The organism is Streptomyces sp. NPDC046821 (genome assembly GCF_040645335.1).
In the GTDB taxonomy this organism is placed as follows: domain Bacteria; phylum Actinomycetota; class Actinomycetes; order Streptomycetales; family Streptomycetaceae; genus Streptomyces.
This window is the reverse complement of the sequence record NZ_JBEYYB010000006.1, coordinates 386,547-412,089: the sequence shown is the minus strand read 5'-3', so window position 1 is coordinate 412,089 and position 25,543 is coordinate 386,547. Positions and strand designations below refer to the sequence as shown.

25 protein-coding genes are annotated in these 25,543 nt (G+C 72.5%); 11 read left to right on the top strand and 14 right to left on the bottom strand.

Translation table 11 applies throughout. The features are described from left to right. Positions 1-99: 99 nt before the first annotated feature. On the top strand, positions 100-1,611 hold the full coding sequence (locus tag ABZ893_RS14875) for an FUSC family protein (protein ID WP_361402356.1): 1,512 nt from the start codon (positions 100-102) through the stop codon (positions 1,609-1,611). Between the two features lie 146 nt (positions 1,612-1,757). Further along, on the top strand, positions 1,758-2,798 hold the full coding sequence (locus ABZ893_RS14870; protein ID WP_361402353.1) for a lactonase family protein: 1,041 nt from the start codon (positions 1,758-1,760) through the stop codon (positions 2,796-2,798). 72 nt (positions 2,799-2,870) lie between these two features. On the opposite strand, the gene ABZ893_RS14865 is transcribed toward ABZ893_RS14870, so the two are convergent. Both ABZ893_RS14865 and ABZ893_RS14860 read right to left on the bottom strand, forming a co-directional pair. Further along, positions 2,871-3,821, bottom strand: a complete 951-nt coding sequence (locus ABZ893_RS14865; RefSeq protein ID WP_361402350.1) for a hypothetical protein — start codon at positions 3,819-3,821, stop codon at positions 2,871-2,873. A gap of 134 nt (positions 3,822-3,955) precedes the next feature. Next, positions 3,956-5,032 carry a BadF/BadG/BcrA/BcrD ATPase family protein gene (locus ABZ893_RS14860; protein ID WP_361402348.1) on the bottom strand — a complete coding sequence of 359 codons (1,077 nt, stop codon included), beginning with the start codon at positions 5,030-5,032 and terminating at the stop codon, positions 3,956-3,958. A gap of 134 nt (positions 5,033-5,166) precedes the next feature. Here ABZ893_RS14860 and ABZ893_RS14855 point away from each other — a divergent pair, with 134 nt between their 5' ends. Beyond that, positions 5,167-5,844, top strand: a complete 678-nt coding sequence (locus tag ABZ893_RS14855; protein WP_361402346.1) for a uracil-DNA glycosylase — start codon at positions 5,167-5,169, stop codon at positions 5,842-5,844. Between the two features lie 73 nt (positions 5,845-5,917). On the opposite strand, the gene ABZ893_RS14850 is transcribed toward ABZ893_RS14855, so the two are convergent. Next, positions 5,918-6,394 carry a hypothetical protein gene (locus ABZ893_RS14850; protein WP_361402344.1) on the bottom strand — a complete coding sequence of 159 codons (477 nt, stop codon included), beginning with the start codon at positions 6,392-6,394 and terminating at the stop codon, positions 5,918-5,920. A gap of 125 nt (positions 6,395-6,519) precedes the next feature. After that, positions 6,520-7,608: an exo-alpha-sialidase gene (locus ABZ893_RS14845; protein ID WP_361402341.1), complete on the bottom strand. Its 1,089-nt coding sequence runs from the start codon at positions 7,606-7,608 to the stop codon at positions 6,520-6,522. 284 nt (positions 7,609-7,892) lie between these two features. Here ABZ893_RS14845 and ABZ893_RS14840 point away from each other — a divergent pair, with 284 nt between their 5' ends. After that, the gene (locus ABZ893_RS14840; RefSeq protein ID WP_361402338.1) at positions 7,893-9,440 is read left to right on the top strand and encodes a M81 family metallopeptidase; all 1,548 of its coding nucleotides are present in this window, start codon (positions 7,893-7,895) and stop codon (positions 9,438-9,440) included. 80 nt (positions 9,441-9,520) lie between these two features. After that, entirely contained in the window at positions 9,521-9,775 is a 255-nt protein-coding gene (locus ABZ893_RS14835) for a type B 50S ribosomal protein L31 (RefSeq protein WP_361402335.1), read from the top strand. 18 nt (positions 9,776-9,793) lie between these two features. On the opposite strand, the gene ABZ893_RS14830 is transcribed toward ABZ893_RS14835, so the two are convergent. Beyond that, the gene (locus ABZ893_RS14830; protein ID WP_361402332.1) at positions 9,794-10,870 is read right to left on the bottom strand and encodes an NADH:flavin oxidoreductase/NADH oxidase; all 1,077 of its coding nucleotides are present in this window, start codon (positions 10,868-10,870) and stop codon (positions 9,794-9,796) included. 184 nt (positions 10,871-11,054) lie between these two features. Here ABZ893_RS14830 and ABZ893_RS14825 point away from each other — a divergent pair, with 184 nt between their 5' ends. After that, entirely contained in the window at positions 11,055-11,432 is a 378-nt protein-coding gene (locus ABZ893_RS14825; RefSeq protein WP_361402481.1) for a transcriptional regulator, read from the top strand. A gap of 22 nt (positions 11,433-11,454) precedes the next feature. Here ABZ893_RS14825 and ABZ893_RS14820 read toward each other — a convergent pair whose 3' ends face one another. Both ABZ893_RS14820 and ABZ893_RS14815 read right to left on the bottom strand, forming a co-directional pair. Next, complete coding sequence (locus tag ABZ893_RS14820) at positions 11,455-12,804, bottom strand: FAD-dependent oxidoreductase (RefSeq protein ID WP_361402478.1); 1,350 nt, start codon at positions 12,802-12,804, stop codon at positions 11,455-11,457. A 337-nt stretch (positions 12,805-13,141) separates the two neighbouring features. After that, complete coding sequence (locus ABZ893_RS14815; RefSeq protein WP_361402329.1) at positions 13,142-13,783, bottom strand: DUF305 domain-containing protein; 642 nt, start codon at positions 13,781-13,783, stop codon at positions 13,142-13,144. A 116-nt stretch (positions 13,784-13,899) separates the two neighbouring features. Here ABZ893_RS14815 and ABZ893_RS14810 point away from each other — a divergent pair, with 116 nt between their 5' ends. Next, the gene (locus tag ABZ893_RS14810; RefSeq protein ID WP_361402327.1) at positions 13,900-15,402 is read left to right on the top strand and encodes a hypothetical protein; all 1,503 of its coding nucleotides are present in this window, start codon (positions 13,900-13,902) and stop codon (positions 15,400-15,402) included. On the opposite strand, the gene ABZ893_RS14805 is transcribed toward ABZ893_RS14810, so the two are convergent. Beyond that, on the bottom strand, positions 15,390-16,070 hold the full coding sequence (locus tag ABZ893_RS14805) for a helix-turn-helix domain-containing protein (RefSeq protein WP_361402324.1): 681 nt from the start codon (positions 16,068-16,070) through the stop codon (positions 15,390-15,392). The genes ABZ893_RS14810 and ABZ893_RS14805 overlap by 13 nt on opposite strands. A gap of 266 nt (positions 16,071-16,336) precedes the next feature. On the opposite strand from ABZ893_RS14805, the gene ABZ893_RS14800 reads away from it, so the two are divergent. Together ABZ893_RS14800 and ABZ893_RS14795 are read left to right on the top strand one after the other, a co-directional pair. Continuing rightward, complete coding sequence (locus tag ABZ893_RS14800; protein WP_361402321.1) at positions 16,337-16,582, top strand: DUF2630 family protein; 246 nt, start codon at positions 16,337-16,339, stop codon at positions 16,580-16,582. Beyond that, on the top strand, positions 16,579-16,986 hold the full coding sequence (locus ABZ893_RS14795) for a (4Fe-4S)-binding protein (protein WP_361402318.1): 408 nt from the start codon (positions 16,579-16,581) through the stop codon (positions 16,984-16,986). The genes ABZ893_RS14800 and ABZ893_RS14795 overlap by 4 nt, the downstream gene beginning before the upstream one ends. Positions 16,987-17,001: 15 nt before the next feature. Here the strand turns inward: ABZ893_RS14795 and ABZ893_RS14790 are convergent, their stop codons facing one another. The 4 genes from ABZ893_RS14790 to ABZ893_RS14775 all read right to left on the bottom strand — a co-directional run bounded on the left by ABZ893_RS14790 (position 17,002) and on the right by ABZ893_RS14775 (position 20,220). Further along, a complete protein-coding gene (locus ABZ893_RS14790; protein ID WP_361402315.1) occupies positions 17,002-17,700 on the bottom strand; it encodes an HAD-IA family hydrolase in 699 nt (232 codons plus the stop codon). Positions 17,701-17,733: 33 nt separating this feature from the next. Beyond that, the gene (locus ABZ893_RS14785; protein WP_361402312.1) at positions 17,734-18,414 is read right to left on the bottom strand and encodes a phosphatase PAP2 family protein; all 681 of its coding nucleotides are present in this window, start codon (positions 18,412-18,414) and stop codon (positions 17,734-17,736) included. Between the two features lie 172 nt (positions 18,415-18,586). After that, positions 18,587-19,522, bottom strand: a complete 936-nt coding sequence (locus ABZ893_RS14780) for a M56 family metallopeptidase (RefSeq protein ID WP_361402309.1) — start codon at positions 19,520-19,522, stop codon at positions 18,587-18,589. Positions 19,523-19,659: 137 nt separating this feature from the next. Further along, positions 19,660-20,220 (bottom strand): DUF5134 domain-containing protein, encoded by a 561-nt coding sequence (locus ABZ893_RS14775; protein ID WP_361402306.1) that lies wholly within the window; start codon positions 20,218-20,220, stop codon positions 19,660-19,662. A 230-nt stretch (positions 20,221-20,450) separates the two neighbouring features. On the opposite strand from ABZ893_RS14775, the gene ABZ893_RS14770 reads away from it, so the two are divergent. Next, a complete protein-coding gene (locus ABZ893_RS14770; RefSeq protein WP_361402303.1) occupies positions 20,451-22,208 on the top strand; it encodes an FUSC family protein in 1,758 nt (585 codons plus the stop codon). Continuing rightward, positions 22,205-22,735 carry a MarR family transcriptional regulator gene (locus ABZ893_RS14765; protein ID WP_361402301.1) on the top strand — a complete coding sequence of 177 codons (531 nt, stop codon included), beginning with the start codon at positions 22,205-22,207 and terminating at the stop codon, positions 22,733-22,735. The genes ABZ893_RS14770 and ABZ893_RS14765 overlap by 4 nt, the downstream gene beginning before the upstream one ends. A gap of 142 nt (positions 22,736-22,877) precedes the next feature. Here the strand turns inward: ABZ893_RS14765 and ABZ893_RS14760 are convergent, their stop codons facing one another. Further along, positions 22,878-23,948: a DUF917 domain-containing protein gene (locus ABZ893_RS14760; protein WP_361402298.1), complete on the bottom strand. Its 1,071-nt coding sequence runs from the start codon at positions 23,946-23,948 to the stop codon at positions 22,878-22,880. Continuing rightward, entirely contained in the window at positions 23,941-25,512 is a 1,572-nt protein-coding gene (locus ABZ893_RS14755; protein ID WP_361402295.1) for a hydantoinase/oxoprolinase family protein, read from the bottom strand. The genes ABZ893_RS14760 and ABZ893_RS14755 overlap by 8 nt, the downstream gene beginning before the upstream one ends. Positions 25,513-25,543: the final 31 nt, after the last annotated feature.

The following is a 25,543-nucleotide window of genomic DNA, read 5'->3' as shown; positions in this document are numbered from 1 at the left end:
GGTGAGATATCTGAGTCGATGGCGCTGCGGATCCCGAGGGATCTCCGCGGCGCCTTTCTCATGTCAGGGCGCATCGCGGTGCGGAAGAGGCGGGACAACTTGCTGAAGAGGGCGTTCGTGGCGCCGGATCCGGGGCGGATGCGGCTGCGGTTCGCGAGCCGGGCGGTGCTGGGTATCGGGCTCGCCGTCGCGCTGTGCGGAGCCGTCGGGCATTCGCTGGTGGCCGCCATCACCGGCGGTCTGGCCGCGCTGCTCGCCCTGTTCACGGTGACCGACGCGAGCGTGCGCGGGCAGGCGGTGACGACGGCGCTGCTGCCGGTCGTCGGGTTCCCGGTGCTCGCGCTCGCAGCGGTGCTGCACGACGTGCCCGTCGCCCGCGACCTCGCGTTCCTCGCGGTCGTGGGAGCGGGCGTGTACGCGCGCCGCTGGGGACCGCGCGGGCACACGCTCGGCGTGTTCGCCTTCATGACCTTCTTCGCGACCCAGTTCCTGCACGCCGTGCCCGCCCAGCTGCCCGAGCTCTACGCCGCCGTACTCCTCTCGATCGCCGCGGCGTCCGTGGTGCGCTTCGGGGTGTGGTGCTACGAGCGGCGCCTGCCCGCGCCCCCGGCGGTCGCGCCGCCCACCGGGGGCAGCGGCCTCGCACGTATCACCACGCGGCAGGCGGTGCAGGCGACCGTGGGGGCCGGGTTCGCCCTCGCCGTCGGGCAGGTGCTGTCCGACCAGCGCTGGTACTGGGCCGTCGGCGCCACCTGGTGGGTGTTCGTGAACACCACGTCCCGCGGCGAGACCCTGGTGCGCGGGTTCCGCCGGTTCCTCGGCACCGTGCTCGGGATCGCGCTGGGCTTCGCCGTCGCCGTACCGCTGCACGACCAGCCGGTCGCCGCCGCCGTCGTCATCGCGCTCAGCGTCTTCGGGATCTTCTACACCGCCGCCGTCTCGTACACGTGGATGATGCTCGCCGTGACCGTCATGGCGAGCATGTTGTACGGGCTCCTCGGCGTGCTCGACCCGGCGCTGCTCGCCCTGCGCGTCGGCGAGACCGCCGTCGGGGCGCTCGGCGCGGTGCTCGCGGTACTGCTCGTCCTGCCCGTGACCACCCACTCCGTCACCGACGCGTGGGTCGAACGTGCTCTGCGCTGCGTACACGCCTGCACGGCCGAGGCAGCCGACCGGCTGGCCGGCTCCACCACGGCCGATCCGGCCGCGCGCGTCGCCGAGCTGGAGGCGATCCTCGGCCGTGTCCGGCTCTCGCTCGCGCCGCTGGTGCATCCGCTCAGCCCGATGCGCGCGCGGACGGCCCGGGCCAGGCACGTCCTCGCCCTGCTCGACGACTGCGCGCGCGAGGTGCGGGGGCTCGCCTCCGTCGTCGCCGACCCGGAGGCGTCGCACGACGCCCGGCTCGCCGCGGCCTGCTGGCGCGTCGAGACCGCGGTCGAAGCGCTCACGGACTCGCCCGTCGACGGGCGGCGCCCCGGGGCGGAGGCCGTCACCGTGGAGCACCCGGCGGAGGGCGAACCCGTTCTGGCCCACCTCCACGCCTTGGAACAGGCCTTGCTCGAACTGGCGGTACCGCTGCGCGGGTCCAACCGGGTGGCCGTCGGAGCCTGAGGACTGGAGGGGGGCTGCATTCATACGGCCCTCCCTCCGGTGCCGTCACGGCGGACACGCCGCTCCTGGTCTAGACCCGCTGCTACCGTCTGCCGCAACGAGCGGCGAGCACCCGGCTCGCCGTACTCCGGCGCAGGGAGACTCGCGTGGGTGACAGGAAGAGCGGGCGGGCGTACATCGGATCCTTCACCGCCGCGGGAGGCTCCGGGATCATCACGGCGCTGGCCGATACGGAGAGCGGCGCTCTCACGGAACTCGTCGCCGTCGACACCCTCCCCGACCCCTCCTTCCTCGCGCTCTCGCCCGCGCGCGACATGCTCTACGCGGTGAGCGAGACCTCCGAGGGAGCCGTCGCCGCGTTCCGCACCGGCGACGGCAAACCGGAACTCGCCGGGCGCGGCGTACTCGTCCACGGCTCGAGCCCCACCCATCTCGCCCTGTACGCCGGCCACGTCCTCACCGCCAACTACGGCTCGGGAAGCGTCAGCTCGGTGCGGCTGCGCGCCGACGGAACCCTCGACGGCGAACACGTCGAGGTGCTGGCCCACGAGGGTTCGGGCCCGCACCCCAAGCGCCAGCAGGCCCCGCACGCCCACGCGGTCCTGCCCGACCCCACCGGCCGCTGGGCCGTCAGCGTGGACCTCGGCACCGACTCCGTACGCGTGTTCTCACTGGCGGACGGGCGCCCTGAAGTGCACCGGGAGATCGCGCTGCGCCCCGGTTCGGGCCCCCGGCACCTGGCCTTCCACCCGCGCGGCGACCGCGCGTACATCGTGAACGAGCTCGCGCCCACCGTCACCGTCTGCCGCTGGGACGCCGCCGACGGCGCTCTGCAGCCGATCGGCGAGTTCTCCGTGCTGCCCGACGCGCCGCACGGTGACGCGTTCCCGTCGGAGGTGGTCGTGGCCCCCGACGGACGCTTCCTCTGGACGGCCACGCGCGGCGCGAACGTCATCTCCGTACTCGCCCTGGACGCCACGGGGGAGCGGCTGACCCTGCGCGCCACCGTGTCCTGCGGTGGCGACTGGCCGCGCGACCTGGCCCTGGACCCCACCGGCCGTTTTCTCTACGTGGCGAACGAGCGGTCCGGCGACGTGACCTGGTTCTCCGTCGACCACGGGACCGGTCTCCCGCGCCGCAGCGGCTCCCTCGCCGCGCCCGCCGCGTCCTGCGTGATCTTCGGCTGAGCCCCCCGGGATACGCCGACGGGTCCGGCCCCCATCAGGGCCGGACCCGTCACCGGTGCGTGCGGACCGCCGTCAGTGGACCGGCGCGCCCGGCGTCTGCTGCGGCGCGATACCGAGGGCCGTCGCGTACTTCGACAGCGCCAGCTTGCCGATCGCCGGGTAGGCGCCCAGCGGCTCGGCGGAGGCGCAGCCGGCCTCGCTCGCCGCGGCCTCCAGGAGGCCGGCGTCTATTTCCGGGCCGATCAGGTACGGGGCGAGCGCCAGGTTCTGCGAACCGGAACCGCGCAGCTGCTCGGCGGTCGCCGCGATGGCGCCTTCCTCGTCGAGCGCGGCGGCCATGACCGGCACCGCGAGGCGCGCGGCCAGGAGCATCCCGGTGATCCCGGCGGCCTGGACGGCCTCGGCGCCACCGACCGAGGCGAGGATGATGCCGTCCGCGGCGGTCGCCACGGTGAACAGACGGGCGCGGTCGGCGCGGGCCAGGCCCGCCTCCGACAGACGCACGTGCAGGGCCTCCGCGAGCAGCGGGTGCGGGCCGAGGACGTCCGTCAGCTCGGCGGCCGCACGGCTGTCGATCACGGCCTGCCGGATGCTGCGCGTGAGCGCGCTGTCCGGGCCGGCGAGCAGGGGCACGACCACGGCGACCGGTCCGTCGGGCTCCGCGACGTCGGCGCCCGCGGCACGGGCCTGCTCGAAACGGGCGGTGCGCTCCTTCGCGGCGCGCGCGAGCACGGCCCGGAGGGAGGGGAACTCGGCGAAGGCCGAGGCCTCGGCGGCCGGGGAGTCGTCACCGTCGAGGTATCCGATGCGGGCGTCGAGGCCCGGCAGCTCGGAGCGGGCGATGCTCACGACCTCTTCGGCGAGGCTGCGCGCGGCGGTGCTGGGCGGGCCGGGCACCGCGAGGACGAGTGCGGGTGCGCCCTCGGGAGCGGCCACGGGTTCCGGACGGCGGTGCCGACCGGGCTGACGGGGACGCGGCATTCGTACAGGGAGGCCGGATGCTGGCCCAGTGGGGGAGCTCATGCCGCCGTATGCTACTGGCTCGCCGGTCCGTGCTGTTCGGGGAGGGGGTAGCTGAGCGGTATCCGTCCGGAATTATCCGTTCAGTAATTAATGCCTCAACTGTCCAGGTGGGAGGGGGTGGCGAACCGCCCCCTTCAGGACGCTGATGTCTCTCCGGGTACGCGTCCGGGTACGTGTCCGGGGATATGGAGGAGCCGGCCGTCGCGCGGCAGGCGCAGGCCGTCTCGCGCGAGCGCGGCGGCGATCACCAGCGCGCCGTGCAAGGGGTCGCCGGCGGCGGGCACCACGGTGGCGTGGGGGAGTTGCTCCGCGAGTTCGGCCCGCAGCGGCGCGAGCAGCGGCTCGCCCATCTTGAACAGCCCGCCCGTGAGCGCCACTTCACTTGTCGTACCCGGCGGGCACACCGCGGTCGCCGCCTCGGCGATGTGCGCGGCCGCCGCGCGCAGGATGGCGCGGGCGACCGGATCGTCCTCGTCGAGGGAGGCGCTGGCAACGTCCGGAGCGAAGGACGCGAGGACGGCGGGACGGTCCGTACGCGGATAGATCCGGGAGGGCAGCTCTGCGGCCGGGCCGAACCGTTCCTCGGCGAGCGCGAGCAGCGCGGCGGAACCCCCGCGCCGACCGTCGTACGCCCGCATCGCCGCGTCCAGGCCCGCGCGGCCGATCCACGCGCCGCCCCCGCTGTCACCGAGGAGATGACCCCAGCCGTCGGCCCTGCGCCAGGTGTCGAGTGCGGTGCCGACCGCGATCATCCCGGTGCCCGCGGCGACGACCGCGCCGGGCCGCTGACCGAGCGCGCCCGCGTAGGCGGTTATCCCGTCGGCGGCCAACGCGAGGCGCCGTACGCCCAGTTCGGCCGCGAGCGCGCCGGGCAGCTCGGCCCGCAACGCGTCGCCGAGCGTGGCCATCCCGGCCGCGCCGACGGCGACGGCGTGCACTGCGGGGACGTCGGCGCCGGGGCCGGCCACGCGGCCGAGCAGTTCGCGCGCCATCGGCAGGAGCTGCTCGAGCAGATGACCCGCGTCGATCCCCGAGGCACCCGTCCGCACGGGCTCGCGGGACACCGCCGTCTCGGGCCGCGCGAGATCCCTGCGGTCCCCGGCCTCGTCCCCGTCCTCGGCGAGTGCGACGTCCCCGGCCTCGGCCAGCGCGACCCGCAGCCCGGAACCGCCGGAGTCGACGCCGAGAACCCATGCCTGCCCGTGACGCATCAGGCTCCCTCTCCTCCGGATGACCTTCCGATGACCTTGATCGAGGAGGAAGACTAGCGCCGGAGCGGGTGCCCGCGAGCACGGGCTCCCGCGTTTGTGCGCGAGGCGGGTGTGGGCCAGTAGGGTGACGGGCTGTGGCACCACGACCCTTGCATGAACTAGTCGAAGCAGGCTGGGCCAAGGCCCTTGAACCTGTGGCCGAACGCGTCGCCGGGATGGGGGACTTCCTCCGGACCGAGATCGCGGCAGGCCGGACCTACCTGCCGTCCGGCGCGAACGTCCTGCGGGCCTTCCAGCAGCCCTTCGACGACGTACGCGTCCTGATAGTGGGGCAGGACCCCTATCCCACCCCCGGAATGGCCATCGGGCTGAGTTTCGCCGTGGCCCCGGACGTACGGCCGCTGCCGGGCAGCCTGCAGAACATCTACCGCGAACTCGGCACCGACCTGGGCCTGCCCCTCCCGTCGAACGGCGACCTGACGCCGTGGACCCGGCAGGGTGTGCTGCTCCTCAACAGGGCGCTCACGACCGCCCCGCGCAAGCCCGCCGCGCACCGGGGCAAGGGCTGGGAGGAAGTCACCGAGCAGGCTATCCGTGCGCTGGCGGCGCGCGGCAAGCCGCTCGTGTCGGTGCTGTGGGGGCGGGACGCACGCAATCTGCGGCCGCTGCTCGGGGACCTTCCGGCGATCGAGTCCGCGCACCCCTCACCGATGTCGGCGGACCGTGGTTTCTTCGGCTCGCGCCCGTTCAGCCGGACCAACGACCTGCTCGTCCGGCAGGGAGCGCAGCCCGTGGACTGGCGTATTCCGTAAGCGAACTCAGCTATGACGAGGGGCCGTCCGCACATCGCGGACGGCCCCTCGTCATACGGAGGTCATACGGACGTCAGCGGGCCCAGAACGGCACCGGCGCACAGGAGTTGGCGCAGGTGTAGTCGCCCGGCATCAGCAGGCCCGCGTCGTCCTCGTAGTTGTCGCCGCCCGCGAAGTACACCTCGGGGACCCAGCCCCACCGGCCGTTGTCGGCCATCGTGCTGCCCCACCAGAAGTTCGCCGAGCTGCCCAGGTGGAAGTCGCCGCCCTTCATCTCCGTCACGAACCAGTTGGCGGCGCCGCCCTGCTCCAGGTGGCCGACGACCGGGGCGTCCGCCGAGCGGGAGGCGTAGACGGGGACGTGGCCCTGGGTGAGGTTGCAGTACATGACGTCGGTGCCCGGCCAGACGTTGCCGGTGTTCGGGTCGGTGAGGTCCCGCTTCACGGTGCCGTGGCACGGGACGTTGTCGGTGGCCTGGGCCGTGGGGGCGGACAGGCCGGCCAGGGCGGCGGTGAGCGCCACGACGGCGAGGGCGAGCTTGGAGCGCATGTGTTCCTCGGGAACGTAGGGATGATCTTCCTGCGTGTGTCCCAACGAGGGCGGCCGGATTCGGGTTGTAGGCCATAGGAGGGGCGGCGCCCCGCGTCACCGCGCGGCCGTGACCACCTGGCCGGTCAGCCGATCACCGCCGCGCGGACGCACAGCACGTCCGGCAGATGCGAGGCCAACTGGCGCCAGCTGTCCCCGTCGTCGTCCGACGCGTACACCTCGCCGTTGCGATTCCCGAAGTACACGCCCGCGGGGTCGGAGTCGTCCGCGCACATCGCGTCGCGCAGGACCGTCCCGTAGTGATCGCCCTCGGGGAGGCCCGCCGTCAGTGGCTCCCACGAGCGGCCCGCGTCGGCCGTGCGGAAGACGCGGCAGCGCCGGTCCGCGGGCACACGGTCCGAGTCGGCGTTGATCGGGAAGACGTACGCGGTGTCCCCGCGGTGCGGATGCGCGACGGCCGCGAAGCCGAACGTCGAGGGAAGACCGGCGCCGATGTCGGTCCAGCGAGAGCCGCCGTCGTCACTGCGGTACACGCCCCAGTGGTTCTGCAGATAAAGCCGGTCCGGGTCGGCCGCGTCCCGTGCGACCTTGTGGACGCACTGGCCGAACTCGGGGTTCGGGTCCGGCAGGAAGACCGCGGAGACCCCGGAGTTCGCGGGCTCCCAGCTCAGGCCGGCGTCCCGCGAGCGGAACACCCCGGCCGTGGACACCGCGACCGTCACCGCGCTCGCGTCGCGCGGATCGGTGAGTACGGTGTGCAGACCCTCGCCGCCACCGCCGGGCACCCACTGCGACCTGGTCGGATGCTCCCACAGCGGACGCACGAGCTCGAAGGTCTCGCCCCGGTCCTGCGAGCGGTACAACGCGGCGGGCTCGGTGCCCGCGTACACCACGTCCGGCTCGGCGGCGGCCGGGTGCAACTGCCACACGCGCTCCAGGGAGGCCCCGGTGTCCTTGGGGAACTTGACGGCGGGGCGCGCCGGCTCGGTCCACGTGCGGCCCAGGTCGTCGGAGTGGAACACGGACGGGCCGAAGTGCGAGCTGTCGCCGCCGACCAGCAGCCGGGGGACGGAGCCCCGCGTGTCGATCGCCACCGAATACACGGCCTGCGCGTTGAAGTACGGCCCGTCGTCGAACTCCCACGCCCCACCGCCGCGCCTTCGGCCGATGAAAAGCCCTTTGCGCGTGCCTACCGTCAGCAGTACGTCGGTCATGCCGGACACCTCCGAGGACGCCGTTGTTCTCAGGTACCGGCCAGTCTGCACCCCGCCTCTGACAGTCACCCCCGCTGACGGCGTCACCGCAGGTCACACCGGCTGGGCGCCGACCTCGGGCCCCGGCAGTCGGTGCGCGGGGCCCCGCATCGCACGTACGCCTGCCGACGCGCTCCGGGCGAGCCTAGAGTTCACGACGCGAACCGAACCCGCCGGACCGATCGCCGCCTGCCCCTCTTCAGGAACCGCCGCCCGCCCCCTCCCCAGGAAGAGAGCGCCCCACCATGACCAGCACGGCCCCCACCCGCCGCCTGCGCATCGGTATCGGCGGCATCGGCATCGAGTCCTCGACCTTCTGCCCGCACCGCGCCACCACCGACGACTTCCGCCAGACGCGCGGCCAGGAACTCCTCGACCGCTACACCTGGACCCATCCCGACTCGGACCTCGCCGAACTCGTCGAGTGGGTACCGCTCCTGCACGCCACCTCCCTCCCTGGCGGCCCGGTCGAGGCTGAGTCGTACCTGACCCTCAAGGACGAACTCGTCACCCGCATCCGCGAGGCGGGCCCCCTCGACGGCCTGGTCTACGACATCCACGGCGCGATGAGCGTCGTCGGCCTCACGGACGCCGAGGGCGATCTGACGGAGGCGGTCCGCGCCGCGCTCGACTCGCACGGGACTCACCCCCTGCTGTCCGCCGCCATGGACCTGCACGGCAATGTCTCGCGCCGCTTCGCCGGCCCCTGCGACCTGCTCACCGCCCACCGGCTCGCCCCGCACGAGGACGCCTGGGACACCCGCGAGCGCGCCGCCCGTAACCTCGTCCGCTGCCTGCGCGACGGCACGCGTCCGCACCGCGCCTGGGTCCAGATCCCCGTCCTGCTGCCCGGCGAGAAGACGAGCACGCGACTCGAACCCGCCAGGTCCCTCTACGGCTCGCTCGCCGGGATCGAGAGCAACGACGGCATCCTCGACGCGGCGCTGTGGGTCGGCTATGCCTGGGCCGACGAACCCCGCTGCAAGGCGGCCGTCGTCGTCACCGGAGACGACCCCCGACTCGCCGCGGCCGAGGCCGAGAAGCTCGCCCGGCGCTACTGGGACGCCCGCCGGGACTTCACCTTCGTCGGCCCGACGGGCACCGCAGAGGAGTGCATCGAGAAGGCCGTCGCCTCCGACCGGCGCCCCTTCCTCATCAGCGACTCCGGGGACAATCCGACGGCCGGCGGCGCGGGCGACCTCGCGTACATGCTGGGCAAACTCCTCGCGAACGAGGCGATCCGCACGGGCGAGGTCACGGCCGTGCACCCGGGCATCACCGACCCCGTCGCCGTGGCCCGCTGCTTCGAGGCCGGCGTCGGCGCCGAGGTCACGCTGAGCGTCGGCGGCAAGGTCGACGCCGGCCATGGCGGTCCGTACGAACTCACCGGCACGGTAACGGCGTTGCAGCGCGCGACCGATCAGAAGGACCGGGCGGAGGGCGGGGCGTACGACCGTGGTGTCGACATGGCGGCCGTGTGCGTCGGGGGACTCACCGTCGTCCTCGTGGGGCGCCGCAAGCCGTTCCACACGCTCGCCGACTTCATGGGCCCCGCCGAGGGCGGCCTCGGCGTCGACCCGCGTACGTACGACCTGGTCGTCGTGAAGATCGGCTACCTGGAGCCCGAACTCCACGACATGGCCGCCGACTGGCTGCTCGCCCTCACCCCGGGCGGCGTCGACCAGGACCTGCCGCGCCTCGGCCACCACCGGGTCGACCGTCCTCTGTACCCGTTCGACGAGGACGCGTACGAAGACGGGCCGGGCCCCGACCTGACGGCCACGCTCCTCTAGGTCTCGCCGGAGTCGCGGAGCGGGGGCTTCCGGGCCAGGCTGGAACGGTCAGTACCGGCCCGCCTACGCATGGAGAGACGATGCAGCAGGACAAACAGCCCGCCTACGGTCCCGTGGTGTTCCGGGACCGTTCGGCGGGCTATGCCTTCCTGACCCGCTCGACCGCCGTCAGCGAGGAGACGATCGAGTGGGACGACGGCGAGACCTACCCCGTGGTCGACGTGGAGATCTCCTCCGAGTCGCACCCGTTCTACACGGGCAAGGCACGCGTGGTCGACGCCGAGGGCCAGGTCGCCAAGTTCGAGAAGCGGTACGGCGAACAGGGTAAGAGCTGACGGCCTGACGACAGCCGCCTACGAGCGGCCGTACTGGTTCGGCGCGTAGACGTCGGCGCCCAGTTCGCGGGCCGCGTGGCGGGCCCAGTAGGGGTCGCGCAGGAGTTCGCGGCCCAGGAGAATCGCGTCGGCGTCGCCGTTGGCCAGGATCTTCTCGGCCTGCTCGGGCTCGGTGATGAGTCCGACGGCGGCGGTCGGCATGGGCGTCTCGGTCTTCACGCGCGACGAGAACGGGACCTGGTAGTTCGGGCCCACGGGGATGCGGACGTCGGCGACGTTGCCGCCGGTCGAGACGTCGAAGAGGTCGACCCCGTGATCCCGCAGGAGCGTCGCCAGACGCACCGTGTCGTCGGCGGTCCAGCCGCCCTCCTCCAGCCAGTCCGTCGCGGAGATACGGAAGAAGAGGGGCAGGTCGTCCGGCCACACGGCGCGAATGGCGTCGACGACCTCCAGGGCGAAGCGGACGCGGTTCTCGAAGGAGCCGCCGTACTCGTCCGTGCGCTTGTTGGAGTGCGGCGACAGGAACTGTCCTACGAGGTACCCGTGGGCGCCGTGGACCTCGGCCACCTGGAAGCCGGCGGCGAGCGCGCGGCGCGCGGCGTCGGCGAACTGGCCGACCACGTCAGCGATTTCGTCCGTCGTCAGCTCGTGGGGGACCGGGTGCGCGTCGTCGAACGGCACGGCGCTCGGCGCCACCGGCTGCCACCCGTGCTCGTCCGGGCCGACGGGTGCGCCGCCCTTCCACGGACGCTCCGTCGAAGCCTTGCGTCCGCTGTGCGCGATCTGGATGCCCGGCACGGAACCCTGGCTCTTCACGAAGTCCGTGATCTTCCGCAGCGCCGCTACCTGGGTGTCGTTCCAGATCCCGAGGTCGTACGGGGAGATACGGCCCTCGGGGCTGACGGCGGTGGCCTCGGTGATGATCAGGCCCGTGCCGCCCACGGCGCGCGCCGCGTAGTGCGCGAAGTGCCAGTCGGTGGCCACGCCCGCCTCCGGGCCTTCCGGCGCGGCGCTGTACTGGCACATCGCGGCCATCCACACACGGTTCGGGATGGTGAGGTCACGCAGCTTGTAGGGGCTGAAGAGTTCGGTCACCGGAAGACTCCTGAGGTGTATCGGGTGGTGCGCCGCGCCGGAGTGGCGTCCTCGTACGATAGACATCGTAGTACGGCAACTGTCAAACTACGATGGATCTCGTACAATGAGGGCCGTGACGCACACCGCGCCCGCGCACCGGGCCGAACCGCCCGTGTACCGGGCCGAACGAAGTGGAGCCACCGTGACGACCGCCGCAGCGAACAGCAGGGCGCTTGCTCACCCCGCGCGTGACGAGATCCGCCTGGAGTCGGTGCTGCACGCGCTCTCCGACCCGATGCGGCTGCGCGTGGTACGGGAGTTGGCGGCCGAGGAGGGCGTCGAACTCGCCTGCTCGTACTTCGTCCTGCCGGTCACGAAGTCGACCACCACGCACCACTTCCGCGTCCTGCGGGAGAGCGGCGTGATCCGGCAGATGTACCGCGGCACCGCCAAGATGAGCGTGCTGCGCCGCGACGACCTGGACGCGCTCTTCCCCGGCCTGCTCGACAGCGTCCTCGCGGCGGCCGCCGGCCAGGACGCCCGACTCGGCACGGTCACCCTGGAACGGCCCGCCACCTAGTAGGTCGCCGCTGGCTGTCGTACTACGAGTCCCCGTCCCGCGCCGCTGCCAGCAGTCCCGCCCAGTCCGGGATCTTCACCGGCCCGCGTCCGAGGGAGTGGCCGAGCGCCGCCTCCGCGCGTTCGATCGCGAGCCACCCGGGCCACTCGACCCCCGTCGCGCCCGACGCCCGCAGCCCCGGGAGCGCGTCGTCCGGAACGTCGCGGCCGGCCAGCGCCGGCGCGTCGTCCAGCAATGACTGCGCCGTCTCCTTGGCGCACGGGCGGTTCGTGCCGATCACTCCGGACGGCCCGCGCTTGAACCAGCCCGCGACGTACTCGCCGGGCGAGGTCTCACCCTCCCGTAGGATGCGCCCCGCGAGGTGCGGCACCGTCCCGGTGGCCGTGTCGAACGGCAGCCCCTCCAGCGGAACTCCGCGATACCCGACCGAGCGCAGGACGAGCTGCGCGTCGATCACCTCGTACCGCCCGGTGCCGGTCACGCCACCCATGCCGTCCGGCGCGGTGCGCTCGAACCGCACCCCCGCCACGCGCCCGGCGGGCCCCTCCAGAAGCTCCACGGGGCGCAGGAAGAAACGTGGGTGGATACGGCGGGACAGGCCCGGCGGCGGCTGCTCGGCCCAGGTGCGCAGGACTTCGACGTTCCGCCGGTTCGCCGCGGGCAGGGTTGATGGGTCGAGGCAGGCGGGATCGAGCGCCAACTCGTCTGTGTCTACGGCTACTTGGACCCCGGGAAGCGTGCCGAGCTCGCGCAGTTCCTTCGTGGTGAACCGGGCCTGGGAAGGGCCGCGCCGCCCCACCATGTGCACGTCCCGCACCCCGCTCTCGGCCAGGACGCCGAGTGCTCCCTGCGGCATGTCCGTGTGCGCCAGCTCGGCGGCGCCGCGCGCCAGGATCCGGGTCACGTCCACCGCGACGTTCCCGACGCCGATGACGACCGCCGACTCGACGCCCCGCAGGAACTCCTCGGCCACGGCGTCCGGATGCGCGCTGTACCAGGAAACGAAATCGGTCGCCGACCAGCTGCCCGCAAGGTCCTCACCCGGCACCCCGAGCCGCCGGTCGGTGGCGGCGCCGACGCAATAGACCACCGCGTGGTACAGCTCCAGGAGCCGGGCGGGCGGCAGACCGGGGCCCACCTCGACGCCGCCGACGAAGCGGACGCGTTCGTGTTCCAGGACCGCGCGCAGGTTGTTCTGCAGCGACTTGATCTTCTCGTGGTCCGGTGCCACGCCGTAGCGCACCAGACCGTACGGGCAGGGGAGCCGGTCGAGGACGTCCACATGGACGTCCGGCACCCGCTCCTGCTGGACCAGGCTCTGCGCGGTGTAGACCCCGCTCGGCCCGGACCCGACAACGGCGACGCGCAGCACGGCGGACTCCTTCGGCAGGCCGACGGACTTCCAGCATGACACCGCGACGGCGAGGCCGGGAGAGTACGACGCGCCCGGACTCACGCGGCTGGGCGACGCGACGGCGGCCACATGCGCCGCCCGGGAGATCACGGGCAGCAGCCATATGTGCCGCCCCGGAGCCACAGGCAACGTCCACGCGCGCCGCACGTACGGCCCGGCCGCACGCGCGCCGCACGTACGGCCCGGCCGTCACGCCATCCGCCGCACGCGCCGCCCGGCCGTCACGTCGAGCCCCGCACCCACCCTGCCCCCGGCCGTCACGACCAGCCCCGCACCCACCCCGCCCCCGGCCGCCTCACGGCATCTTCCGCATCCGCTCTATCTCACTCGTCTGCTGCGCGATCACGTCGTTGGCCATCTCCTCGACCTGGACGTTGTTCCCCTCCGACAGCACGTCCGTCGCCATCGTGACCGCCCCCTGGTGATGCGTGATCATCAGCTTGAGGAAGAGCTTGTCGAAGGCCGCGCCGCGCGCCGCGCGCAGCGTCCGCAGCTGTTCCTCCGTCGCCATCCCCGGCATCGCGTCATGGTGGTGCATCCCGCTCTCGCGTTCCCTGCCATGGGAGTTGAGCCAGCCCTCCATCGCGCCGATCTCCGGCCCCTGGGCCGCCGTGATGCGCTCCGCGAGCCGCTTGACCTTCCCCGACTCGGCCCGTTTCGGGGCGAGTTCGGTCATCTGAAGGGCCTGCGTGTGGTGCGTGATCATCATCTGCGCGTACGAGAAGTCGGCGGAGTTGGGACTGTCGTCCGACTTGCGTTTCTCCGCCTCCGCCGCCGAGAGCGTCTCCGCCCCCTCGCCCGGCTTGCCCGGCGCGATCACCGAAGGCCCGCCCCCGGCACGGGACTTGGCGTCACCGCCTCCGCCGCCCGCCCCCGCGTCACAGCCGCCGAGCGTGAGCGCGCCGAGGGCGACCACCAACGGCAGAGCAACTTTCATGACGATTACGTTGCCATCTGTTGATCTGTGCATGAGGAAGACGATACTCGGGGGACCCGTGCATCGTTCCGGTTCGAACGGAGGGCACGGGAATGTCATCGACGAGGGAGACAGCAGTGACCCTGTTGAACGAGTCCCGAACACGCCGCAGACGACTGGGAGTCGGCGCGACCGCGGCCGGTCTGCTCGCCGCGCTGCTCATCGGAAGCCCGGCGTCCGCGACGCCCGACCCGGGTGATTCCCCGGCCGCGAAGAAGCAGCTCTCCAGCAGCGTGGCGGCCGACACCAAGGAGGCCATAGCCGGCGGCGAGATACCCGCCCAGGACCAGGTCGTCCACTCCGACAACGTCGAACACCTCGCCAACATCCCCAAGGACGCGCTGCCCGGGTTCAACTCGGACCTCGCGTTCCAGGGCAACTACGCCTTCGCCGGCAACTATGACGGCTTCCGGATCTTCGACATCAGCGACCCCAAGGCCCCGAAGACGGTCTCGCAGGTCCTGTGCCCCGGCTCGCAGAACGACATCTCCGTCTCCGGGAACCTGCTCTTCCTGTCGACGGACTCCTCGCGCAGCGACAACTCCTGTGCCAGCACCACCCAGCCGGCCACGGAGAAGTCCTCCTGGGAGGGCATGAAGGTCTTCGACATCAGCGACAAGAAGAACCCCAAGTACGTCGCCGCCGTCGAGACCGCCTGCGGCTCGCACACGCACACCCTGGTGCCGGAGAAGAAGAACGTCTACATCTACGTGTCTTCGTACTCACCGAGCGCCGCGTTCCCGGACTGTCAGCCGCCGCACGACGGGATCTCCGTCATCAAGGTGCCGCGCAACGCGCCGGAGAAGTCCGCTGTCGTCGGCTTCCCCGTGCTCTTCCCCGGTGAGGGTCCCGACGGCGGCGGCAACCCCGGCGCCCCGACCAACCCGGGCGTCTCCAAGACCACCGGCTGCCACGACCTGACCGTGCTCCCGTCGAAGGACCTGGCCGCCGGCGCCTGCATGGGCGACGGCATCCTGTTCTCCATCGCGGACCCCGAGCACCCCAAGGTCATCGACCAGGTCCAGGACAACAAGAACTTCGCGTTCTGGCACTCGGCGACCTTCAACCAGAAGGCCGACAAGGTCGTCTTCACCGACGAGCTGGGCGGCGGCGGAGCGGCCACCTGCAACGCGGCCGTCGGCCCGAACCGCGGCGCGGACGGCATCTACGACATCGTCGGCAAGGGCGACCACCGCAAGCTCGCCTTCAAGAGCTACTTCAAGATCCCCCGCCACCAGGCGGACACCGAGAACTGCGTGGCCCACAACGGCTCGCTGATCCCCGTCAAGGGCAAGGACATCATGGTCCAGGCCTGGTATCAGGGCGGCGTCTCGGTCTGGGACTTCACCGACTCCACCAAGCCCAGGGAGATCGGCTACTTCGAGCGCGGCCCGCTCAGCACGGACACGCTCAAGGTGGGCGGCGCCTGGTCCGCGTACTACTACAACGGTCACATCTACTCGAACGACATCGAGAAGGGCTTCGACGTCCTGAAGATCAGTGACAAGCTCACCGACCCCGCCCAGAAGGTGCGCGTCGGCGAGCTGAACGTCCAGACCCAGCCGGACTACTTCGACTGAGGTTCTGTCCGGCGCGGTTCGATGAACGGGGAGAAGTCCGGCGCAGTGGCCGGGCTTCTCTCCCCGGACGGCGACGCCTCGGGAGGGAAGCCCAGCTCCCACGCGAGCCCGTACCGGGCGAACAGCTCCGACCGCAGGGCCGTCAGCGGCATCGGCGCCCCCGGGACGAGCGCCGCGAAGACGGCGCCCATCAGCTGGGAACGCAGCAGCGGATAGTCACGGTCGACGCTGAGCGAGCCGTGCCGCTGGACCGTGTCGCGCAGCAACTCCGCGAGCCGCTGCTGCTCCGGACACTGCACGAAGCCGGTTGATTCGAGCATCCCGGCCATGTGCGTCCGCATCAGGACGGGCTGGTCGAAGGCGAGCCCCAGGATCGCGTCGACGGCCCGCGCCAGCCGCTCCCGGCCGTCCTCCGTGCGCGGCTCGCGCTCCAGCGCCTCTTCGAGCGTCCGGTGCATCAGCCGGTGCACCGCGGACTGCAGCAGCTGCCGCTTGCCGGGGAAGTAGTACGAGACCAGGCCGCGTGCCGATCCGGCCTGGTCGGCGATGTCCCCGAGGGTCGTCGCCTCGTACCCGCGCTCACCGACGAGATCCACCGTGGCCTGCAGGATCCGCTCGCGCGAACGCTTGCGCAAAGCCTCGTTGGTCGACGCGCTGCGGGGGGACATCGGGTGACTCCTATGTTGACTGGCGGCCAGCCAGTATACTTTCCCCGTCCTGTCCAGCGGGCCTTTTCGGTCGTCGGCCAGGACTGTGGACCGTATTCGGCGACGCGGGGGATCGCCGGATGCGGCCGGTCATGACCGGACCGGTGTCCGGGCGGCGTCGGCGCTGCCCGGGTACCGGTTTCCGCGACCGGATCGCACTCGTCCGGGACCCTCCCTAGAGTGGTCAGGGGACAGCACGAGGTCGCGTATCTGGGAGGCGTTCCGAGATGGATCAAGATCAGATCCTGGCCCGGATCACCGAGATGGTGGACGACGAGAAGCGCCTCCGCGCCTCCCTCGCCTCCGGTGAGATCGACGGGGCGACCGAACACGCGCGCCTCGCCGCCGTGGAACGTGAACTCGACCAGTGCTGGGACCTGCTGCGCCAGCGGCGGGCCAAGGCCGAATTCGGGGAGAACCCCGACGAGGCGCGGGTCAGGCCCTCGTCCCAGGTGGAGGACTACCAGTCATGACCGCCAAGCCGTACGAGGGCAAGGACGTCACCGTCACCTTCGACGGCGAACGCTGTCTGCACGCGGCGGAGTGCGTACGCGGCCTGCCCCCGGTGTTCGACACGTCGCGCCGCCCCTGGATCGACCCCGACGGAGCGCCCGCCGCCGACGTCGCCGAGGTCATCCGGCGCTGCCCCTCGGGCGCGCTCCAGTACCGGCTCGCCGACGGCCCCACGGAGACCCCGTCCGAGGTCACCACGGTCGTGCGCACCGAGGACGGCCGTCTCGTGATGCGCGGTGACCTGCGGGTCGGACGCCAGGGCGACGCGGAGGTGCGCGAGACACGCGTGACACTGTGCGGGTGCGGCGCGAGCGGCAATCAGCCGTACTGCGACCACTCCGGACCGTGCGGTTCCGCGACTTGAAACGACGCGGGGCCGTCAGCCGACGAGATCCAGGACCGGGCGCAGCGCGTCCGGCCGGGCGGCCGCCGGGAGATGGTCCACGAAGTGCACGGCGCACCCGAGCGCGCTCGCTCCGCCGTCGGCACGGCGGTCGTCGCCGACCATGAGCGTGTCGCCCGGCGCCACCCCGAGCGCCTCGCACGCGGTGGCGAAAATGCGGGGGTCGGGCTTCTGGACGCCGTGCCGGTAGGAGAGCGCGTACGTGTCGATGTACGGGTCGAGGCCGTGTTCGACGAAGACGGGCCGGATGTCCCAGCCGATGTTGCTGACCACGCCGACGGCGATGCCGCGCTCGCGCAGCCGTGACAAGACGTCCAGTGCGTCGGGGTAGGGCCGCCACGCCGCGGGCTCGAGCTGCCGGTCGTACAGCGCGTCGTGGAGACGGTCGTCCGGCAGTGGCACCTGGCGGGAGAGGGCGGTGAACGCGGCGCGGTGCCGGTCGGCGTCGTGGTCACGGACGGCGAGGAGCGGGGCCAGGTGCGGGGGGATCTCCACGTGGGAGGTGGGGCCGCCCGGCTGTGCGCCCACCGCGTGGAGGGCGGCCGCCGCCCTGGTGAACTCGGCTTCGGGCAGCGTCAGTTCGGCCTTGTCGAGGGTGGCCCGCAGCCAGGACTCGGTGGACTCGATGCGGAACAGCGTTCCCGAGAAGTCGAAGAGCACGGCTTTGACAGTCATGCGCCCGATCCAACGTTGCCGGAAAGGGGCGGGTCAATCACCTTTCCGGCCGGGCAGCCGGTCGTACGCCGTCACCGCCACGGTCACCGTCAGCGCGCCGAGCAGCCAGCCGCCGAGCACGTCCGAGGGCCAGTGCACCCCGAGCCACAGGCGGGTGAGGCCGACGCCGATGACCGAAACCGCCGCGATCGCACAGGCCGTACGCCACACGATCCGGCCGGCGTCGTAGCGGCGCAGCAGCCAGAGGACGAGCCCGCACACGACCGTGGCCGTCATCGCGTGCCCCGAGGGGAACGCCGCGTAGTGCGCGGAGTCCACGGGGTCGGGCCACACCGGGCGGGGGCGGTCGACGGCCGCCTTCACTCCCTGCTGGAGCAGCGTGCCGACCACACATGTGGCGGCCACCCACAGAGCGAGCCGCCAGGCATGGTGGCGCCACATCAGCCATACGACGGCCACGGCGCACACGGCACGCATCGTCAACGGGTCCCAGACCCAGTCGGACAGCACCCTGTTCACGTGGGTGAAGCCGGGATCGGCGACTGCCCAACGGTGGAAGGTGCGCGCCAGTTCGTCGTCGAGCGTGATCAGCGGGCTCCAGCGCACCGCCACCGCGACCAGGACCAGCGTGAACAGGGCGGCGAGCACCGCCGACGCGCGTGCGGGCCGTGGATCTCGACGGTGGGGCGGGGAGTCGACCGGTGCCGGGTGCATGGGGAAGATCCTCACCCATGGGCGGGGTCGGGGGCCAACGTGCGGATCGGGCGCGTCCGGTGTCGCGCCTCGGGCCTCTCCATCGGATCAGACCGGGCTCGCGGGGCCTGGCTCGGGACGCGCAGGGCCGGTGTGGCTCCTAGCCCAGCACCGGGCAGCGCCGGTGTAGCGCCTAGCCCAGTACGCGCAGCGCCGGCACGAACGTCACCAGGAGCGGCACCACCGGAACGAGCGCGGCCATGGCGGTCAGGCGCAGCCGCTTGCCGGCGGTCAGGCGCCGTGGGGGAGTCAGCAGCCGGTGCACGCGCTCCGGCAGATGGGCCTGCGAAGGGGGACAGGGGCCGAACACCCCGCGGTCCTCGTTCAGTTCGACCAGGGCGAGGGCGATGGTCAGCCGTCCGAAACGGCGCGACGCCACGTCGTCGGCGGCCAGTTCGACGAGCCGGTGCATCTCGTCACGGAACGCGGCGAACACCGGAACCTGGGGGAAACCCGAGGCCAGCGCGCCCGAACAGTGCAGCAGCCAGTCGTGCCGCCACCGCACGTGCCCCATCTCGTGCGCGAGCACCGCGTCCAGCTGACGCCCCTTGAGTCGTTGCAGGGCGGCGGTGGTGACGACCAGTTGGGGCACCGCGCCCGGCAGCCACCAGGCGTCGGGCCGTACGCCTTCCAGAATGACCAGCCGGTCACCGCTCGGCTGCTCGCCGGGCAACAGCGGGGAGCGCACCTCGAGTTCGGCGCGCCGCTGACGGCGCCCGGCACCCGAACGGAAGATCTCCCGGGCGAGCATCGCCGCCGTCCACACACCGCCGAGGGCGAGCGCCACCGCCACGGCCGCCGCCCATCCGTCGCCCACCCGGAGCGCGTACGCGTCGACCACGGCGTGCGGAGCGGGCGCGAACACATGGCCACGGACGGCCTGCCAGGCGGCGGCCGCGCTCAGGGTCATCGACAGCGCACAGCACAGGAGGACACCGGCCACCACGCACTGCCACACCCACAGGGCGACCACCGGCTCGCGCTCCGTCCAGTCGGCCCGCGCGAGAAGGCGCGGAGCGACGACAGCGGCGAGGGTGCCGAGCAGCAGCAGTGCCACGGGGACCGTCATGGCCTCAGCCTATGAGCCGGGGGTACACGTGGGTACGGGCTGTCGCGTCAAGTGACGCACGCCACGGTTTCACTCGGTCAGTTGTCCGTAATGGAGCAGTTTCCCGGGCCGCTTCCGCCGCCGGACGGCGTGGTCGGCTACATCGTCAGCAGCATCGCGACCATCCCGATGCCCATCGACAGGCGGCAGGCGCGCGCCAGTTCGGGGCGGTCGCCCCAGCCGGTGACCGGTGGTGCGCCCCCAGCCGCCGCTACGGGGACGAGGCGAGCCCCCGACCACAGGACGTAGCCCGCGAAGTAGAGCAGGAGCAGCTCCGTCACCAGTGGGGTGCCAGCGCCTCCGTGGCCGGCGTGCCCGCCCGGCGCCACGGCCATCGCCACCGCCATGTACGCCATGGCCGACGTGCCGACGAGATGGTGCAGATGGTGCGCCCCTGCCCCCGCCCCCGAACGCGCGGCCCACAGCGCGCGCAGCGCCGCCGCCCCGAACACGGCCGCGTACACCGCCCAGGCGGCGCGCGGTGGAGTGAACACAGCTGCCGGGAGTGCCATGAAGGCCATGCCGAATCCCATCAGGGCCTCGCCGCCCGCCGCGCGGCGCTGTTCCTCGACTCCGCTGCGCATCCGCAGCACGCAGTACGCGCCGGTCGCCGCGCACAGCGCGACGAGCAGCCAGGCGGCCGAGCCCGGTCCGTGCACGGGAACCTCCCCGTCGGGCGCCGGCCGGCTCTCGCCTGCGGGCGCCGAAAGTCGACGCCGGGCGGCGTCGGGGACGAGATGCCCGGGCGCGGCGGGGCGCAACCGAGCGCAGGGGAGCACCCGGCCGGGCGCCCAGTGCCACCGTGCGCGGGTGTTGCGCGAGACGGCGAATCAAGAAGAGGGACAGTTTCTTATGTTTTTCGAGTAAAACACTTGCTAAGCTTCTCTGTATGAGCAGCTCGGCACCCCCTACCCCGACCCAGACCCCGTCCCCCTCCGCGTCGCGGCCCCGGCTCGTCCTGCGGCTTCCGGTCGTGGGGCCGCTGCGCCTCAACAAGCCGTCCGACATCTGGTTCAAGGCCTCGACCAGCGTCGCCGTGTCCGTCGCGGTGCCGGGCCTCACGCTGTTCGCGATCGGCCGCCTCGACCTCGCGATGTACACGATGGCCGGGTCGTTCTGCGCGCTCTACGCCCACAACCTGCCGTACGCGGCGCGGGCCCGCGCCGTCGCCTGGGTCGTCCTCGGGATGATCGCGAGTCTCGCGGTGTCCCTGGTCACCGCCTCCTTCACCACCAACGCCGTCATCCTGGTGACCGTCGGCGCGCTCCTCGCCGCGGTCCAGAAGACCGTGTGTGACGCGACGCGGATCGGCCCGCCGGGGCATCTCATCCTTACGTTCATCAGTTCGGCCAGCCTCTTCGCGCCGCAGAAGCTGGGGCAGATACCCGGCCACCTCGCCCTGACCGCCGCCGCGGGCGCCGTGGCCTGGCTCGTCTGTATGGCCCCCGCCCTCGTGCGCCCGCACGGCCCCGAGCGGCGCGCCACCGGCCGCGCGCTGAACGCGGCCGCCGCGTACGTCGAGGCCTTCGGCGCCGGGGACGCCACCGTCTCCGACGCCGCACGTGGACGCGCCCGTGCCGGCGCTGCCGCCGCCGTCCACGCCGCCTGGCAGTCCCTCTTCGCCACCGGCGGCGAAGGCGCCGCCCGCCGGGCGCTGGAGCGCCTCGTCGTCCGCGCCGAGGTCGCCCTCGCCGCCCCGGCCGACACGGACCCCGCACAGTTGCGCGCCTGGGCGGCCGGACTCAGCGGCACCGGCCCCGTCCCGCGCCCCGCGCTCCTCGACGGCATGGAGGACGAACTCCTCGGCATCGAGATCGAACGGGCCAGTGCCGCCGCGCCGTCGCTGTGCCGCAGGCTCGCCCCCGGTTCACCGTTCCTGCCGGTCGGCCTGCGCACCGCCATCGGCTGCGCCCTCGCCGGGTACGGCTCGCTCGCGCTCGGCGTCGGCCGCCCCTACTGGGCCCTGGTCACCGCGGCCGCGCTCTACCAGGCCAACGTCACCCTCACCTGGAACCGCACCGTGCAGCGCGTGACCGGCAACCTCCTCGGCGTGCTCGTCTTCGCGGCCGTGGTCCCGCTCGCCCACGTCAGCCCGCTGTTCATCGTCCTGCTGTGCATGGTCTTCAGCTTCGGCGCCGAGGCGTTCATCGCCCGCAACTACTGGCTCGGCACCGTCTGGGTCACGCCCATGGCGCTGCTCATCACCGAGTTCGCCCGGACCCAGGACGCCGGTGAACTGATCACGGACCGGGTCATCGACACCCTCCTCGGAGCGGTGCTCGGGATCGTCGCCGCCCTGATCGTCACCAACCGGCGCGTCGGCGACCACATCGAGCGGGCGCTCGACGCCGCCGACCGGGCCCGCGAGCACGCCGAGCGCACCCTCGCGGCCACCCGTCCGGCCCCCGGCGAGCTGGAGGGCGCGCGCCGCCGACTGGTCGCAGCTCTCGTCGAACTGCGTACCGCCGACGACACCGCGGCAGGCGAATGGTGGCAGCGCGCACTGCCCGAGGAGCGTGTGGTCGCCGTCGAACAGGCCGGACACCGTACGCTCGCGGCGACGGTCCGACGCCAGGCGCGGCGGTCCGTCCAGGACATCGACGAACACAGGGGCGGCACGGACGCCCGGGAGAACACGCGAGCATGACGACACGCAACGGCAGGGCGGCGGCGGACGACACGGTCGCCGCGGTGGTGCGGCAGTGGCAGACGGTGCGCCCCGACATCGACACCGGGCCCATGGAGGTCATCGGGCGAATCAACCGCTGCGCCGCCCTCCTCCAGCAGGCCGAGGACGCCCCGCTGCGCCGCGCCGGACTGACCCGCGCCGAGTTCGACCTGCTCGGCGCGCTCCGCCGCACGGGCCACGAACTCACCCCCGGCGACCTCGCCCGGGAGACGTTCTCCTCGGGCGCCGCCGTCACCAAGCGGCTCAAGGCGCTCCAGGAGCGCGGCCTCGTCGACCGCCGCGGCGACACCCGCGACCGCCGCGTCTCCCACCTCAGCCTGACCGACACGGGCCGCGAACTGGTCGACGAACTCCTGCCGGACCAGCTCGCGTACGAGACGACGGTACTGTCGGGCCTGGACGCCCCTGGGCAGCAACAACTCAGCGCTCTGCTGGGCGACTTGCTGGGACAGCTGGAAGGACGACTGGGAGGGGCGCGGACCTGAGGCCGCTTCGCCCGGAGGGCCGCTGGGCCACACATGGCGCGCGCCAGAAGCCACGCCGCTCCGCCTCGAGAATCACCGTAAAACGCAAAGCGCGGACGATCACCCCGTGATCGTCCGCGCTCATGTCTGCCTACCTGAGCCCTCAGGACCCGAACGGCAGATAGTCCACCTCGTAGCCGAAGTACCGCGGTCCGGCCAGTGCCAGGCCGCCCGGGGATGTCCAGCGGGGGTCGCAGCGGGCCGCGAGCACGCTGACGCGGAGTCCGTAGCGCAAGCCCTCCGTGGTGACCGGGTCGCCGGTCTCGCTGTCCAGGACGCAGATCAGGTCGGGGGTCGTGGCGACGACAGCGCCGTCGCGCGTGGCCAGCAAGTGCTCGTTCTGGAAGTCGAGTTCGAGTACCTGCCCGGCCGCGTCGCCGATGCCCTCGATGACGGACCGGCCGCGCGCGAAACCGCCCTCGGTGCGTCGGCTCACGTCGACGACCTTGCCGGTCAGCAGGTGGATGCCGTCGAGCATCTCGCAGGCCGCCGCCACCGGGTCGGTGTGCGCGGCCCGCGCCTCACGCACCGCAGCGCCCAGGCGCTCGGCCAGCGTCAGCGTCGCCGGCACGAGCCCGTCGGCGAGCTGGTCACCCCGCAGCACCGTGTCCGCGGCCGAGATCTGGCAGCCCAGCTCCACGCACACGGCACGGCCGATCCGCTCCGACGCGTGGTTGTCGACGGCCTCCACGACGATCGTGTTGCCCTTGACGTCCGCGAGCGCCATCGGCGAGTTGGTCACGCCGATGAGTCCCGGCAGGACCATCTGAGCCTCCGGGAAGGCCCGCCCCATGGCGTCGCCGTCCACGATCGGCAGGCCCGCCTGCGCCGCGCACGCGATCGGCAGCATCGAGTTCACGCCGCCCACCTCGATCGGCGCGATGTGCGTGGCGGAGCGCCCGAGGTGCTTCTCCAGCGCGCGCAGCGCGGCCAGTTCCTCGCCGCCGTTGGGGACCCGTTCCAGGAGCACCGTCGGCGCCCCCATCCCGGACACCGGCACGACCATCGCGTCCGGCGCGACCTCGTCGATGTCCACGACCCGCACCGGACCGTGCTTGCGGATGGCCTCACGGGCGAGCAGCTTCCCGATGTACGGGTCGCCGCCCCCGCCGGTGCCGAGGATGCCGGCGCCGCGTGCGATGTCGTCGAGGTTGTCCAGGGTGATCTCACGCATGTGCCGTCGCTCCGTGCTGCTGGGTGCCGATCCGGTTGAGGTCGAGGTCGCCGACCGCCTTGACGCGGATCCGGGTCGCGCCGCCCGGCAGATAGGCGAGCGGCACCTCCTCGATGTCCACGACGCGCACGGTGCCGGGCCGCGCGCCCGCGTCCTCGGCGCGCCCCACGGCCTCGCCGCGGGCCTCCGCGAGCACCGCCTCGCGGCGCCCCTCGGGGACGTGGAAGACCCGGTCGACCTCGCCGCCGACCTGTGCGATGGCCGCGCCGACCGCGTTCGCGACGCCGAAGTTCCCGGGCCGCCGCACGTCGTCGAAGCCCGGCAGCGACTCGGGCACGAGGATCGAACCGCCGCCCACCGCCACCACCGGCAGCGGCGCCGCTGAGGTGCGCATCCGGTCGACGCTCTCCGCGAGCCGCTCCGCGATCCGGTCCAGGGCACGTGCCACGAAGGCCTTGTCGAGGTGGGCGACGCGCGACGCGTCCCCCACGTCGGCCCGTCCCGCCGCCACGGCCAGGTCCGTCGCGGTCAGCGTCGTACCGCCGAAGACGAGCGCTTCCTCCGTGAGCCGGTAGCCGACCGAGCGGGGCCCGGTCTCGCCGTCGTCGGACACCAGCGAACCGCCGCCGATCCCGAGCGACAGGACGTCGGGGATGCGGAAGTTGGTGCGGATGCCCGCCGCCTCGCTCTCGCCCGCCGCCTCACGCGGGAAGCCGCCCGCGAGGATGCCCACGTCGGCCGTCGTGCCGCCCACGTCGACGACCGCGCAGTCCCCGAGCCCGGACAGGAAAGCCGCTCCGCGCATCGAGTTGGTGGGACCCGACGCGAACGTCGCCACCGGGTACGTCCGCGCGAAGTCCACGTCCATCAGCGTCCCGTCGTTCTGCGACAGGAAGAACGGCGCCGTGATCGACACCTCGGCGAGCGCCTTGCCGAACGACTCGACGATCACCGTCGCGAGATCGCGCAGCGCCGCGTTGATGATCGTGGCGTTCTCGCGCGCCAGCAGGCCGATCCGGCCCAGCTCGTGCGACAGCGAGAAGTGCACGCCGTGGCCCAGCTCGCCGCGCAGGATCTCCATCGCGCGCCGCTCGTCGTCCTCCGCGACCGGGGAGAACACCGACGACACGGCCACCGAACGGATGCCGCGCGCGGCGATGTCCGCGGCGGTCCGCTTCAGCTCGTCCGGGTCGAGCGGGGACAGGACCCGGCCGTCGAACTCGCGTCCGCCGTGGCACAGGTAGCCGTGCCCGCCGACCGCGGTCCGCTGCCGCTCTGGCCAGTCCGTCATCGGCGGCAGGGCCGCCGTCGCGGGCAGGCCGAGGCGCACGGCGGCGACGGGCGCGAGCCGGGCGCCCTCGATGAGGGCGTTCAGGAAGTGGGTCGTGCCGATCATCACCGCGGTGATGGACTCGACCGGCGGGTCCAGGGCCCGGATCGCGGCCGTGACCCCGGAGGTGATGTCCGGAGTCGTCGGCGACTTGGCCGCCGCGAGGACCCGGTCGTCGTCCCCCAGGAGAGCGGCGTCGGTATTGGTTCCTCCGACGTCGATGCCGATGCGCATGTGGTGGCTTCCTTCGTGCGTACTTCGTGCG

What these genes read in the sequence shown, in the direction of transcription:
- ABZ893_RS14865 (WP_361402350.1), bottom strand. Translation starts at nt 3,821, where the DNA reads ATGAGCTCCCCCACTGGGCCAGCATCCGGCCTCCCTGTACGAATGCCG.
- ABZ893_RS14860 (WP_361402348.1), bottom strand. Translation starts at nt 5,032, where the DNA reads ATGCGTCACGGGCAGGCATGGGTTCTCGGCGTCGACTCCGGCGGTTCC.
- ABZ893_RS14850 (WP_361402344.1), bottom strand. Translation starts at nt 6,394, where the DNA reads ATGCGCTCCAAGCTCGCCCTCGCCGTCGTGGCGCTCACCGCCGCCCTG.
- ABZ893_RS14845 (WP_361402341.1), bottom strand. Translation starts at nt 7,608, where the DNA reads ATGACCGACGTACTGCTGACGGTAGGCACGCGCAAAGGGCTTTTCATC.
- ABZ893_RS14840 (WP_361402338.1), top strand. Translation starts at nt 7,893, where the DNA reads ATGACCAGCACGGCCCCCACCCGCCGCCTGCGCATCGGTATCGGCGGC.
- ABZ893_RS14835 (WP_361402335.1), top strand. Translation starts at nt 9,521, where the DNA reads ATGCAGCAGGACAAACAGCCCGCCTACGGTCCCGTGGTGTTCCGGGAC.
- ABZ893_RS14815 (WP_361402329.1), bottom strand. Translation starts at nt 13,783, where the DNA reads ATGAAAGTTGCTCTGCCGTTGGTGGTCGCCCTCGGCGCGCTCACGCTC.
- ABZ893_RS14805 (WP_361402324.1), bottom strand. Translation starts at nt 16,070, where the DNA reads ATGTCCCCCCGCAGCGCGTCGACCAACGAGGCTTTGCGCAAGCGTTCG.
- ABZ893_RS14800 (WP_361402321.1), top strand. Translation starts at nt 16,337, where the DNA reads ATGGATCAAGATCAGATCCTGGCCCGGATCACCGAGATGGTGGACGAC.
- ABZ893_RS14795 (WP_361402318.1), top strand. Translation starts at nt 16,579, where the DNA reads ATGACCGCCAAGCCGTACGAGGGCAAGGACGTCACCGTCACCTTCGAC.
- ABZ893_RS14790 (WP_361402315.1), bottom strand. Translation starts at nt 17,700, where the DNA reads ATGACTGTCAAAGCCGTGCTCTTCGACTTCTCGGGAACGCTGTTCCGC.
- ABZ893_RS14785 (WP_361402312.1), bottom strand. Translation starts at nt 18,414, where the DNA reads ATGCACCCGGCACCGGTCGACTCCCCGCCCCACCGTCGAGATCCACGG.
- ABZ893_RS14780 (WP_361402309.1), bottom strand. Translation starts at nt 19,522, where the DNA reads ATGACGGTCCCCGTGGCACTGCTGCTGCTCGGCACCCTCGCCGCTGTC.
- ABZ893_RS14770 (WP_361402303.1), top strand. Translation starts at nt 20,451, where the DNA reads ATGAGCAGCTCGGCACCCCCTACCCCGACCCAGACCCCGTCCCCCTCC.
- ABZ893_RS14765 (WP_361402301.1), top strand. Translation starts at nt 22,205, where the DNA reads ATGACGACACGCAACGGCAGGGCGGCGGCGGACGACACGGTCGCCGCG.
- ABZ893_RS14760 (WP_361402298.1), bottom strand. Translation starts at nt 23,948, where the DNA reads ATGCGTGAGATCACCCTGGACAACCTCGACGACATCGCACGCGGCGCC.
- ABZ893_RS14755 (WP_361402295.1), bottom strand. Translation starts at nt 25,512, where the DNA reads ATGCGCATCGGCATCGACGTCGGAGGAACCAATACCGACGCCGCTCTC.